Source organism: Bacillus sp. Medicinal_06 (assembly GCF_056711665.1).
On the sequence record NZ_JBWYHD010000026.1, the window covers coordinates 17,451 to 30,236 of the forward strand.

Consider the following 12,786-nt stretch of genomic DNA (forward strand, 5'->3'; position numbering starts at 1 on the left):
GCACCTTTTTTATAATGTTATGGCAGCAATAAATCCAAATATAAGTAGCGGAATATTGTAGTGAAGAAAGGTTGGAACACATGTATCCCATATATGATGATGCTTGCCATCTGCATTTAAACCTGAAGTAGGTCCTAGCGTACTATCAGATGCTGGAGAACCAGCGTCACCTAATGCACCAGCTGTACCGATAATAGCAATGGTTGCCATTGGGCTAAAGCCAAGCTGTATACATAGCGGAACGAAGATTGTTGTTAAAATCGGAATGGTGGAAAAGGAAGAACCGATTCCCATTGTAACGAGTAGACCGATAACAAGCATAAGAAATGCAGCGAGTGGCTTACTGTTCCCAATTAAATCAGCACTTGTTTGAACGAGTGATTCAACATGCCCTGTCTTCCGAAGAACTGCTCCGAATCCAGCAGCAGAAATCATAACGAAACCGATAAATGACATCATACGCATACCGCTTGTTAAAATATCATCAGCTTCTTTGAGCGGGAGACTCCCACTAATGGATAATACAATAATCCCTGCTAATGCACCAAAAATCATTGATTCTGTTGTTAATTGCATGCATAATGTTGCGATAATAGATAACAATCCGAACGTAATGCTTCTTTTTGTGTAAGGAGCTATTTCATCAGTTGAAGAATGAATCGGTTCGGTAGAGTAGGTGCGTGGTTTACGATACGTAATGAAAACAGCGACACATAGCCCGATAATCATACCTATTGCTGGAATTGTCATCGCTTTTGGAATAAGGGTTACATCAAATGTAAGCCCACTTTGCTGTGCATTTGTTTGTAAGACGTCGTGGTAAATTTTTCCAAATCCGGCTGGGATCCACATATAAGGAGTAATTAAGCCGAATGTGATGAGACATGTAACAAGCCGACGATCCACTTCTAATTCATTTAAAACTTTTAAAAGCGCTGGAATTAAAATAGGGATAAAAGCAATGTGCACCGGTATAACATTTTGTGAAAAACAAGCCATTGCTAAAATGATAAATAAAATAAGTACTTTGGAATATGTTTGCTTTTTTGTGTCTTTTTCGTTGCCAATTACATTCAGTGCAGTATGAATCATCGCGTCGGGAAGTCCCGTTTTGGAAAGCGAAATAGCGAATCCTCCGAGCATGGCATAACTTAAAGCGATTGGAGCACTGCTTCCAAGCCCTGTGGTAAAAGTATGGATTGTTTCTGAAATCCCAAGTCCGCCAATTAGTCCACCTGTTAAGGCGCCGACGATAATAGCGACAATGACTTGGACACGTAATAAACTAAGCAGCAGCATCACTGCTACTGCGACGAGTACAGCGTTCATAATAAATGTAATCTCCCTGATTTTTTTCTGTTTTGCAACTTATCCTAGGTAGATATATAGACGAACCAAGTAAAGTTACGACATGTAATTATAAAATGTTTTCTATGAAATGTAAAAGGTATAACGATTGTTATTTATATTGAAAAGATAATTCTTGTTTGATAGAGCATATAGATTTTGCAAACAGTTCAGGTTCTTCTAAATTTGGTGAATGAGCAGAGTTTGGGAACCAGATCATTTTTTTGATGGGTGCTTGAATTGTATCACAATATTGTTGAACGAGTGCATAAGGTGTTTGGTAGTCGAAACGACCAGAACAGAAATAGACAGGTACAGAAAGTTTTGAGATTGTAGAAAAGAAATCTACTGTGAGCATTTCCTCCCATAATGTCCCAGATTTCATATTTCCTGCGAGAAATCTTATCCAATCTAACCATGTATATTCTGAAGAAAACAACCCTTTTCGAATGAAAGAAAAGGAAGTCCCATTTTGAACTACTCCTCCAAATGTACCAAGCCATTTTCTTTGTATGATAAGACGCCGCATATCTAGAAAAGGAGGCTTTCCAAGCTTTGTTAGAGAGGTCAATGCACGCTCGTGTCCATGTTTTTTGGCAGAGTGAATTAAATGTTGATAGAGCAATTCTTCATTTTGTTTCATATGTACAATCTGACCTATACCAATATAAGCTTCGATATAGTCTGGATATTGATTGGCAATTTGCAAACCGATAATACTTCCCCAAGAATGTCCCGCGAGAAATAGCCGCTGCTTTTTGAAGCGAGAAAGAAGATATTGTATTACTTCAAATGTATCTGAAACGAATTGTTCAATTGTAAATGGTGCTTTTATATCCCGCCAAGAAAAGGATTTTCCCGCTCCTCTTTGATCCCAATTGACAACAATAAAGTGCTTTTCTAATTCTTTTTGAAAATGCCGAATGAATCCAATTTGTGCCATACCAGGACCGCCGTGACAGCATAATAAAATAGGTTGATTTATGTCTTGACCACGAATAAGTAGAGATTGTTTACGATTATTGATTGTAACGCTTTCTATCGTAGCGATGCTATTTGAAATTGGATTCTTTAATTCGTCGGAAAACGGTGGGGTGTAGCTACGAAAAAGCATATAAAAAACCTCCTTTTATCTAATGGTATGTATCGCACGGATGTACAATTTTGCATATACTGTTAAGAAATTATTGTATCATAACATGTAGGCTATGTTTCAACTATGAGCGCTCAGAGAGAAGGGGGAAGAAAGTGACAGTTGGAGAAATTATAGATCGCTTAAACAAACGGGAACCACTTGCTATTATTGCGAAACGCCTCGACATGAGCCCATATGCATTGTCAAAAAAGTTAAGGGTGCTTGGATATGAATACGATGGCGAACTGAAGAAACGAATATTCATTGGAGAGGGAGAAGAACCGCGTCATTTATATCTCCAAGAAGCTACTGCACTTCAATATGTAAAAACAGATTATCAAGTCTTAATATATGAACAACTACAAAAAATTTACGAATTGCTTCGAAAACGAGAAGAACCGATTATTACAGAATCGATTAGAAGCAGTAATGAAAAGAAAAAACGTACTTTTTCTATACGTACAGATATTTTAGAGAAATTAGGCGCTGTCTCTGTTTCCGAAGGGATGCATAAATCTAAAATTGTAGAAGTGGCATTGATGGAATTTTTACGGAAATATGAAGAGGTAGATGAAATATATCAAGATAAGTAAAAGAGAGAAGGCGTGTACCCTCTCTCTTTTTGTGAATGATAAAGTTTAGTTCACTCTTTGAATTCGCCCATCGATAATAGGTTGAATCGGTTCTTTCACTTGTTTTACATAATCTACTAACGCTTCAAAATCATTTGGTCCTGTTTCAGCATCTTTCCCATTTTTAAAGGATATAAATCCGTCTCCCCCTGAAGCGAGAAAGGCATTTGCAACAACGCTATAAGTTTTAGTGGCAATCAGTTCTTCACCGCTTGTTAAATGAATATTTGTAACCTTGTCACCATCTGGTTTAGTGGCATCCCAAGTATACTGAATACCTGAGATTTGAAGCATTCTCGTTTTATCTTTTTGCCATTGCTGATTTAAAATATCTCGAATGTCTTGGCCAGTTAAATTAACCTTTATCAACTGATTTCCAAATGGCTGAATCCCGTATAACTCTCCCCATGTAATATCGCCAGTATCTAAATCATTACGAATGCCACCAGGATTCATGAGAGCAATTTGTGATTGCATCGTTGCACGCTGAGCGTCCGCAATTAAATTTCCAAGAGTGGATTCTCCAGCAGCATTTTGTTTACGATCTAGCGGCGCAGTCGATTTTCCAACAACTTCATTGACAAGAGGGGCAATTTTTTCTTGATACTGATCGATTTTCTTCTTTACTTGTTGATCAGGCTTTATATTTTCGTGATAGGTTGTTACAACTTCCGCTTTTTTCTCTACAATATCTTGCGTTTTACGATCAATCTTTACATCGACATCGGCAAAAGCCATTCCATAAGAATTTGCTTGTACAACAAGTTTGTTATTAATAGTTCCATTTACATAAGTGTGACTATGACCACCGAAAATGACATCGACTTCTGGATCAGTATCATTTGCTAGGCGAACGAGATCCCCATTTGTTACACCAGTATCATCGGTTGTACCGCCGACGTGTGCAAGAACAACGATTGATTTGACACCTAGTCTTTTCAGTTGTTGTGCAGATTTATTAATTGCTTCTACTTCATCTGTAATTTGTACATTTTTAAGCATAGTAGGCATAACAACATTAGGTGTATCTGTTGTTACAACCCCGATAAAACCAACAGGAACTCCTTCTACCATTTTTACAGTAAATGGTGGTAGAAATAAACGGCCAGTTGATTTGTTGTAGAAATTGGCAGCCACATAAGGGAAATTTGCTCCTTTAAAATTTCCTGTTTTTTCGTGATATCCACCGTAAATAAGGCGATTCATTTCGTTAATACCTTCGTCAAATTCATGGTTTCCAATAGTTCCAACATCAAATCCTAAATCATTTAAAAATTCAATTGTTGGTTCGTCTTGCAGGAGTGCTGAAACTGGAGGACTTGCTCCGGCGATATCACCAGCATGAACCATTAGTGTGTTCGGATTTTGTTTCTCACGATCTCGTAAATAAGCAGCTAAGTACTCAGCCCCTCCTGCTTCTTTATTGTTAATCTTTTTTACAGTGTCTAGTTGACCGTGAAAATCGTTAATACCGAGCATCTGTACGTTTATGTAGCGATTTTGTTCTGTGGGTGCCTGAGATGGAGGTGCAGCAAATACACTTGAAAAAGTAATTGTACTTAATGCTAGGGTAACCGGAATGACTTTTTTCCACATATGTTTTCTCTCCCTTTTTATAATCTGACATCATACGACATAATTTTAATAGATTAAGAGAGTTATTGCTACAAAAAATTCTATTTATTATAAAGATTAATAAAATTTTATCTTTTTATTTACATCTTCACAAAATATACATAATAGAAAAATCAAAAGTGAATTATCCGTTTTTATTGTCGAGAGAGAGTCATTTCCTCTATAATGGAGAAAAAAGTAAAAGGTGAGCAAGTCATGAAGAAAAAGAAAAAAATGCAAAGACAAACGCAAATGAATCAGACAGATAAGGAATCAATTACAATTGGTGATCAATTAAATGCGTCTTTAATGGATCAATTGAAAAGTAAGAAGAAAGAATTACAAGTAAGAGCGGAGCAAAAAGAAATAGAAGAGCAAGAGAGAAAGCGTAAGGAACAAAAAGAACGCGAAAAGAATAAATCGTTTGAAGAACTATTAAGTGAAAGTAACCTCACTTGGAAAGACTTTAAATAATGAAAAAATCATCAGTGGAATTACCCTGATGATTTTTTTAACGATTTGAGGGGAAAAGGGGAAATGGGATGAGAAAAATAGTAGTAGTGCCATATGAAAATCACTGGATTGAGAAATTTCAAATAGAAGAAAAACGTTTAAAGGAAGCGATGCCAGAGCCTGTGAAAGTACATCATATTGGTAGCACATCAGTGCCAGGACTCGCAGCAAAACCAATTGTTGATATGATTATGGAAGTAGAAGATATTGAGAGAGTAGACAATTGGAACGAGCGTTTTGAAGAACTTGGTTATATTGTAAAAGGGGAAAATGGGATTGCAGGCCGGCGTTTTTTTATTCATGGAACCGAAGAAAAACGTTCGTATCATTTACATGTGTTTGAAACAGGAAATTCGGAAATTACACGTCATTTAGCATTTCGTGATTATATGATGGCACATTGTGAAGAGGCAGAATCTTACGCGTCATTAAAGAAAGACTTGGCAGAAAAGTTTACATATAATGGAGAGCAATATACAGAAGGAAAGACGGATTTTGTTCGTAATATTGATGAGAAAGCAAAAGAATGGTTAGAGAATAGCACAAGTAAGTAAGTTTATTGAAATAAAAATATTATGTTAACTGTATATATTTTGACTTTTTTCGTAAATCTTGTTCAAATAAAATGGTGGTTATAAAAATATGATGACACCTGCTAGAAAATTTGCAGGAGAAGAGAAGGAGGAGTAGTAATCATGTATATTTCAACAACTACACTTCATAATGGCGTGAAAATGCCGATGCTTGGTTTAGGTGTATATAAAGCAAAAGAAGGAGAAGAAGTAAAACAAGCGGTAAAAACGGCTTTAGAAGTTGGGTATCGCTCTATTGATACAGCGACTGTATATGAAAATGAAAGCGGTGTCGGAGAAGCGATTCGTGAATCAGGAATTGCGCGTGAAGAATTATTTATTACGACAAAAGTATGGAATGACGATCAAGGATATGAAACGACACTTCAAGCATTTGAGAAAAGTTTAAAGAAATTACAAATGGATTACGTGGATTTATATTTAATTCATTGGCCAATAAGAGGGAAATATATAGATACATATCGCGCTCTTGAGAAACTATATGAGGAAGGAAAAGTGCGTGCAATTGGCGTTTCGAATTTTCATCAGCACCATTTAGAACAGCTCCTGCCAAATTGTAATGTAAAACCGATGGTGAACCAAGTAGAACTTCATCCGATGCTTGCGCAGTTTGGATTACGTGATTTTTGTGAAAAGGAACAAATTCAAATGGAAGCATGGAGCCCGTTGATGAGAGGTGGCGAAGTATTTCAGCATCCAATTATTCAAGAGATTGCTAAAAAGTATGAAAAAACGCCTGCTCAAATTATTTTACGCTGGGATATTCAAAGTGGTATTGTAACAATTCCTAAATCTGTTACACCATCTCGCATTCAAGAAAACTTTACGATCTTTGATTTTTCATTAACAGAAGAAGAGATTAAGCAAATTGACACATTGGATCGTAATTTGCACGTTGGAACAAACCCAGATAAATACGATACGTTATAAAAAAACGCTACCGAAAATGGTAGCGTTTTTTAGCGGTGTAATGTGTATGTATCATATTTAACAATTGCTTGAATTTGTTTATATTCTTCGGTTGTTAATGAAGATGGAATTGTAGCTTGTACATTCTCTCGTAATTGCTGAATAGAACTAGCACCTGGAATAACAGCGGCAACAACGGGGTCATGTAAACAATATTGAATAGCTGTTTCAGTTAATGAATAAATGTTTGTAATCTCTTTTACAGCAGCTAAAGTTTTTGTTAATTCGTTATAAGAATAAGAAAGATAATCTTTTTCTTTCACTTTTTCTACTTTTCTTTCATTACTGTCAGTTAATAATCCTTTCGCGAGTGGTCCGCGAGCAATTACGCTAATTTGATTGTCTTGTAAGAATGAAAACCATTCTTCGGGTCTACGATTTAATAGACTGTACTCCATTAATACGCTAACAATGTTAGAACGTTTTGCATATTCCCGAATCACATTCGGACGAATAGAAGAAATTCCGTACTGTCGAATGATACCTTCTTCTTTTAATTCTTCAAACGCTTCGATTGTTTCATCGATAGGATCTTCTATTGTCCCGCCGTGAAGTTGATATAAATCAATATAATCTGTTTGCAGGCGGCGTAAACTTTCTTTTACCTCTGTCTTTATATAAGCTTTAGAAGGGTCCCAAGACCATCCATTTTTTTCTTCGGTCCAGCGGTTTCCTACTTTCGTTGTTAGAACAATTTGATCGCGTTTCCCCTTAAGAGCTTTTCCAACAAATTCTTCATTTAATCCATAATTGTATAAATCTGCTGTATCCAAAAAGTTAATTCCTAAATCAATCGCTTCATGAATGATGCGAATGGCTTGGTTTTCTTCTGTGCCAAGAGACATACAGCCAAGTCCCATTTCAGTAATATACAAATCTGAGTTTCCTAATTGACGTTTTTTCATAGGTCAGCCTCCTTACTTTAATTGTACGAAAGCAGTAGAAGGTTGACAAACGTTTACTTCTTGTTTGCTGTAATCCATTCTTTGACGGTTGTGTATTCTTTTCCATATTGTTTTAGCTTATGCCGGATTTGCCAAGCTTTTCCGACTAATGTGACGCGATTTGGTAAAATATATACTTTCATTTTTATCACGCTCCTTTCAGTGTGGTAAAATGTATGAAGAACAATTAGGAAATAGAATAGGGAGATGAAATATTGTGAGTAATCTTGCAGAGAGAACAGTTGCAACTGAACCAATTTTTGATGGGAAAGTTATTAAAGTTCGTGTTGATGATGTAGTATTGCCAAATGGAGAAGTGAGTAAACGTGAAATTGTAAATCATCCTGGGGCTGTTGCTATTATCGCAGTTACAAATGAAGAGAAAATCGTACTTGTTGAGCAGTACCGTAAGGCGCTTGAAAAAGAGATTGTTGAAATTCCTGCTGGAAAATTAGAGCCTGGAGAAAAACCAGAGGTAACAGCGATTCGTGAACTAGAAGAAGAAACAGGATATGTATGTGACAAAATGGAATTCATCACATCTTTTTATACATCACCAGGTTTTGCTGATGAGATATTATATGTATACAAAGCAACAGGATTAAAGAAAAAAGAAAATAAAGCAGCTTTAGATGAAGATGAATTTGTGGAATTGATGGAGGTTTCCTTAGAAGAAGCCATTGAACTTATGAAAAATCAGCGTATCCATGATGCAAAGACAATGTTCGCTGTACAATACTTGCAATTACAAAAATAAACACTCGCCTTAGGCGAGTGTTTTAGTTGATTTTGGCATATACACGTGTGTCACGTAAGCTGCCATCTGGAGCAAGAAAATCGTTTTCTAGTGTACCTTCTAAAATAAATTCCAGTCGTTCTGCTAAAGCACATGCATTTACATTTGTAGCATCGCAACGAATTTCAAGTCGTCTTGCGCCAAGTTTATCAAAAGCAAACTGGACAGCACCTTTCACTGCTTCTGTCATATAGCCTTGTTTTGTATAAGCGCTATGTAACCAGAAACGAATTGAAAACTTTGGAATATCCCAGTCTTCTGGATGAAGGGTAAGAGCACCGATAAATGTACCAGATATTTTATCATATAAATGAAAAGCCAATGTTTCACGAAGTAAAAATTGCCCGTGAGCTTCTCGAACGGTTTCTTCAGCATTTTCTTCTGTCGCGGATGTAATTGATATCCATGGCTGTAAGTCTTCTAAAGAAGCTTGAACTGCTTCATATACCTCTGTTCCATCACCTGGAAATGGTTTGCGTACTTGCAAGCGCTCAGTTTGAAATAATGTTGGAAAATCTAATAATAATGGTTTCAAGCAAAATCCCTCCTATTCTCTACTTTTAAGTTTAGCAAAGTGGGGCGGAATTTCAATCTTAATTAATCATACTTTTTTCTTTCTTTCATACATTTTAATAAGAGTGTGAACGGAGGGAAGAAAAAATGTTACGAAAAACTTGGCAAAATCGTGTAATTTCTCATATACAAGAGAATTCTTCGCTTTATATATTTAATTGTGTTTTGTTATTGATGGGTGTAGTGTTTGGAGCCATTCTTGTAAATAGTCTAGAGGTGAGTCAAAAACAAGATTTATCTTTTTATTTGAGGCGATTTTTTGGACAAGTTTCCAAAGGAGAATTCGCAATTGCCAGCGACATGTTTCGAGAAAGTTTCTTTTCACAATTAAAATACATTGGATTTATTTGGTTGTTAGGAGTTTCAATTATTGGATTGCCACTTATTTTTATTTTATTATTTTTAAAAGGAGTGGTTGTTGGATTTACAGTAGGTTTTTTAGTCAGTCAGCACGGGTGGAATGGATTGTTGTTGGCATTTGTATCTGTGTTGCCACAAAATTTAATTATTATTCCAGCATTTCTTGTCATGACAACAATTGCTGCGAGTTTTTCTTTACGTATGATTAGGCATCAATTTATTCGGAAAATTACCGAGCCACTATTACCGTTATTAATTCGCTACACTTGTTTCTTTCTTGCTATTGGCGTTGTATTAGCAATTGCTTCTAGCATTGAAGCATATGCATCACCTGTATTAATGAAAGAAGTCGTCGAAGTTATCAATAAAAAATAAATACTATATGAGAATAATTATCAACTTATTTTGATTGTTTTTTTCTTTTGACAGAAGCCCTTCTTCTGATATAATGGTGTAAGAGTGGCGAGGAGGGAGTAGTACCGAATGGAAGAGAGAATTGAACGAATTAAGAAGCAATTGCATGCAGCGAGCTATAAGTTAACACCACAACGTGAAGCGACGGTTCGTGTGCTGCTAGAAAATGAAGAAGATCATTTAAGCGCAGAAGATGTTTACCTCCTTGTAAAAGAAAAGTCGCCAGAGATCGGACTAGCAACCGTCTATCGAACTTTAGAGTTATTATCTGAGTTAAAAGTTGTTGATAAAATTAACTTCGGAGACGGTGTTTCACGCTATGACTTACGTCAAGAAGGTGCACAACGTTTCCATCATCATTTAATTTGTACACAATGCGGTGCTGTACAAGAAATCCAAGAGGATTTACTTGGTGAAGTGGAGAAAAAAGTAGAACGAGACTGGAGCTTTAAGGTAAAAGACCATCGTTTAACTTTCCATGGGCTTTGTAAAAATTGTCAAGAAAATGAAACGGATGAAAAATAACCTTTTCCTATTTAGCTAGGAAGGGTTTTTTTATTTGAGTTTAGGTATAAATTGCAGAAAGCTTGGCATATGTTGTAATAACATATATCTTGGAGGAATTTACAATGCGCCGAGCTTTAAAATTAACTTTTGATGGAATGAAAGTATTTTTATTATTTACAGGTTGTACGATTTTGTTTTATTTCGCTATACTATGGATAAATGAAGAATATGAAAGTTATCATCGTTATGAAAAACCAAAAGAAGAGACAGTAGAAAAAGTATCAGGGAATGAGGAACCAGAAAAAGATGCTTTTGTAAATAGAATAATTTTTTTCTATGAAAATGGGGAGTAGTGTAGATTGGAAGATCAATTAAAAGATTTTATTCATTATATGATTGTGGAAAAAGGCTTAGCAAAAAATACAGTTGTATCCTATGAGCGAGATTTAAAAAGTTATGTGAAGTATTTACAAAATGTTGAGCAAATAAAAACATTTCATGAAGTGACAAGGATACACATTGTGAATTTTTTGCAGTATTTAAAAGAGAACGGAAAATCTTCAAAAACTTTGGCACGCCACATTGCCTCTGTTCGTTCGTTTCATCAATTTCTACTTCGTGAAAGAGTAGTAGAACATGATCCATCTGTACATATTGAAACGCCTCAAGGCGAGCGGAAATTGCCGAAAGTATTGTCAGTAGATGAAGTAGAGGCATTACTTCAAACGCCAAAAGCGACAAGTGCATTTGGTATTCGCGATAAGGCTATGCTAGAGCTATTGTATGCAACAGGACTTCGTGTTTCTGAATTAATTGCACTAAATTTAGAGGATGTTCATCTAACCATGGGGTTTGTTCGTTGCATCGGAAAAGGGAATAAAGAAAGAATTATCCCACTAGGCAGTTTAGCGACAGAAGCAATTCAACGTTATATCGAAAAGGGCAGAAGGGAACTAATGGGGAAAAAAAACGTCGATGCACTCTTTTTAAACCATCATGGTAACAGATTGTCCCGTCAAGGTTTTTGGAAGATTTTAAAACGACTAGCAAAAGAAGCAAATATAGAAAAAGAGCTTACGCCGCACACGTTACGCCATTCGTTTGCAACTCATTTATTAGAAAATGGAGCGGATTTGCGTGCTGTGCAAGAAATGCTTGGACATGCTGATATTTCCACAACACAAATTTATACACACGTTTCAAAAACTAGATTAAAAGATGTATACAAACAGTTTCACCCGAGAGCATAGTAATTATGCTCTTTTTTATCATTTTAACCGAGAAGACCCCCTCTTCTAAACGAAGTGAAAGTGGGGGTCTTCTCGGTTTTTTCTTTTTAAAGAAAAGGTCTCTTTTTTGTAGAGCGTATGTTCGTTTTGTTGTATAATGATCTTATCAAATAAAAAGAGGTGAGAACAGGTGAAGAAAGCGTATTTTTCAAAACGAATCTACAAGATAGATGTACCGCATGAAATGGTAGGTGCATTGGCAGAGACAATCGAAACATTTAATCAAGCGAAACGATTTGCATTTCAAACGATGGTTCGAGAAAAACGTTGGAACCGTAAGATGCATACAGATAGTCTTCATCTCGTTCTCAAGCGGAAATATCAATTGAATGATTATTATGCAAACAGTGCGGCGCAAGAAGCAAAGGCGTTGTTTACAGGTTTAATGGCGTTACAAAAACAATATGAGAAGCAAACGCAAGAGAAGCTTAAGAAGCTCAAGAAAAAGTTGAAACAAGAACGGACAAAACTAACAAATCTTCGCAAAATCAAACAAAGTTGTGTGAAAGGGACGCTGACGTTTCCGAAAAACACCCGCTTCGCAAAGCACAACAACCTCATCTCCTTATCCCGTAAAAAAGACACCTTAATTTGGCTAAATGAATATCTGTTTGAACACCAATACTTAGATGTACAAATCAAAAGAATTCAGGCGAAAATTGGTCATCTCACTCACAGACAATCCCGTTTAACGCAAAAACTTTCATCCGATCAAACGCATATTCCAAGCGCAGTATTTGGAAGTAAAAAACTGTTTCGCTCGCAATTTACCATTCGCGAGTTTGTACGGAACCATGACAAATGGAAAACGTTATTTTCTCGTGATCGAAATAAACAACTGATCCTATCTGGTCGGAAAGATGCCAAACATGGCAATTTTGTATTTCAGTATGTGCCTGAGACAAAAGAATTGTGGATGACGACAAGTTCTGGGAAAACACTTCAGTTTCCAGCTGTTACGTTCCCGTATGGGCAAGAAATGATTGAAGAAGTAATCACAACCCAATTACAGTGTAAGAATAAGAAAAAGGATGGCAAACCGATTGCGTGGTCTGTGGAAGACCACGGGGAGTATTACATTGTAAAATGTTTAGTCGATG

At 36.2% G+C, this 12,786-nt stretch carries 15 protein-coding genes and 1 pseudogene; 10 read left to right on the forward strand and 6 right to left on the reverse strand.

Features of this window, described 5'->3' with window-relative positions:
• Nucleotides 1-9: 9 nt before the first annotated feature.
• Together AC1M36_RS27245 and AC1M36_RS27250 are read right to left on the reverse strand one after the other, a co-directional pair.
• Nucleotides 10-1,329, reverse strand: coding sequence for a Na+/H+ antiporter family protein (locus AC1M36_RS27245; RefSeq protein ID WP_336454201.1), 1,320 nt, complete (start codon nt 1,327-1,329; stop codon nt 10-12).
• 130 nt (nt 1,330-1,459) lie between these two features.
• Complete coding sequence (locus AC1M36_RS27250; RefSeq protein WP_336454200.1) at nt 1,460-2,461, reverse strand: alpha/beta fold hydrolase; 1,002 nt, start codon at nt 2,459-2,461, stop codon at nt 1,460-1,462.
• Between the two features lie 134 nt (nt 2,462-2,595).
• Between AC1M36_RS27250 and AC1M36_RS27255 the strand changes: the two genes are divergently transcribed.
• Nucleotides 2,596-3,075, forward strand: coding sequence for a ribbon-helix-helix domain-containing protein (locus tag AC1M36_RS27255; RefSeq protein WP_336454199.1), 480 nt, complete (start codon nt 2,596-2,598; stop codon nt 3,073-3,075).
• A 45-nt stretch (nt 3,076-3,120) separates the two neighbouring features.
• Here AC1M36_RS27255 and AC1M36_RS27260 read toward each other — a convergent pair whose 3' ends face one another.
• Nucleotides 3,121-4,710 carry a bifunctional metallophosphatase/5'-nucleotidase gene (locus AC1M36_RS27260; RefSeq protein ID WP_336454198.1) on the reverse strand — a complete coding sequence of 530 codons (1,590 nt, stop codon included), beginning with the start codon at nt 4,708-4,710 and terminating at the stop codon, nt 3,121-3,123.
• Nucleotides 4,711-4,944: 234 nt separating this feature from the next.
• Between AC1M36_RS27260 and AC1M36_RS27265 the strand changes: the two genes are divergently transcribed.
• From AC1M36_RS27265 to AC1M36_RS27275, 3 genes are all read left to right on the forward strand, one after another.
• Entirely contained in the window at nt 4,945-5,202 is a 258-nt protein-coding gene (locus tag AC1M36_RS27265; RefSeq protein WP_336454197.1) for a YqkE family protein, read from the forward strand.
• Between the two features lie 68 nt (nt 5,203-5,270).
• On the forward strand, nt 5,271-5,795 hold the full coding sequence (locus tag AC1M36_RS27270; RefSeq protein ID WP_336454196.1) for a GrpB family protein: 525 nt from the start codon (nt 5,271-5,273) through the stop codon (nt 5,793-5,795).
• Between the two features lie 141 nt (nt 5,796-5,936).
• Nucleotides 5,937-6,764 carry an aldo/keto reductase gene (locus AC1M36_RS27275; RefSeq protein WP_336454195.1) on the forward strand — a complete coding sequence of 276 codons (828 nt, stop codon included), beginning with the start codon at nt 5,937-5,939 and terminating at the stop codon, nt 6,762-6,764.
• Nucleotides 6,765-6,793: 29 nt separating this feature from the next.
• Here AC1M36_RS27275 and AC1M36_RS27280 read toward each other — a convergent pair whose 3' ends face one another.
• Nucleotides 6,794-7,708 (reverse strand): aldo/keto reductase, encoded by a 915-nt coding sequence (locus AC1M36_RS27280; protein WP_336454194.1) that lies wholly within the window; start codon nt 7,706-7,708, stop codon nt 6,794-6,796.
• A 53-nt stretch (nt 7,709-7,761) separates the two neighbouring features.
• On the reverse strand, nt 7,762-7,890 hold the full coding sequence (gene mciZ, locus AC1M36_RS27285) for a Z-ring formation inhibitor MciZ (protein ID WP_336454193.1): 129 nt from the start codon (nt 7,888-7,890) through the stop codon (nt 7,762-7,764).
• Nucleotides 7,891-7,964: 74 nt separating this feature from the next.
• Here mciZ and AC1M36_RS27290 point away from each other — a divergent pair, with 74 nt between their 5' ends.
• Nucleotides 7,965-8,504 carry an NUDIX hydrolase gene (locus tag AC1M36_RS27290; RefSeq protein WP_336454192.1) on the forward strand — a complete coding sequence of 180 codons (540 nt, stop codon included), beginning with the start codon at nt 7,965-7,967 and terminating at the stop codon, nt 8,502-8,504.
• Nucleotides 8,505-8,526: 22 nt separating this feature from the next.
• Here AC1M36_RS27290 and AC1M36_RS27295 read toward each other — a convergent pair whose 3' ends face one another.
• A complete protein-coding gene (locus AC1M36_RS27295; RefSeq protein WP_336454191.1) occupies nt 8,527-9,078 on the reverse strand; it encodes a GNAT family N-acetyltransferase in 552 nt (183 codons plus the stop codon).
• Between the two features lie 155 nt (nt 9,079-9,233).
• Between AC1M36_RS27295 and spoIIM the strand changes: the two genes are divergently transcribed.
• The 5 genes and pseudogenes from spoIIM to AC1M36_RS27320 form a co-directional block, all read left to right on the forward strand.
• Nucleotides 9,234-9,851, forward strand: coding sequence for a stage II sporulation protein M (spoIIM, locus tag AC1M36_RS27300; protein WP_420792385.1), 618 nt, complete (start codon nt 9,234-9,236; stop codon nt 9,849-9,851).
• A gap of 108 nt (nt 9,852-9,959) precedes the next feature.
• Nucleotides 9,960-10,415 carry a ferric iron uptake transcriptional regulator gene (gene fur, locus AC1M36_RS27305; RefSeq protein WP_336454189.1) on the forward strand — a complete coding sequence of 152 codons (456 nt, stop codon included), beginning with the start codon at nt 9,960-9,962 and terminating at the stop codon, nt 10,413-10,415.
• A 104-nt stretch (nt 10,416-10,519) separates the two neighbouring features.
• Nucleotides 10,520-10,750, forward strand: coding sequence for a YqzK family protein (locus tag AC1M36_RS27310; protein ID WP_174099141.1), 231 nt, complete (start codon nt 10,520-10,522; stop codon nt 10,748-10,750).
• 6 nt (nt 10,751-10,756) lie between these two features.
• A complete protein-coding gene (xerD, locus tag AC1M36_RS27315) occupies nt 10,757-11,647 on the forward strand; it encodes a site-specific tyrosine recombinase XerD (RefSeq protein ID WP_336454188.1) in 891 nt (296 codons plus the stop codon).
• Nucleotides 11,648-11,816: 169 nt separating this feature from the next.
• Nucleotides 11,817-12,786, forward strand: a pseudogene (locus AC1M36_RS27320) (IS200/IS605 family accessory protein TnpB-related protein); the annotation flags it as partial.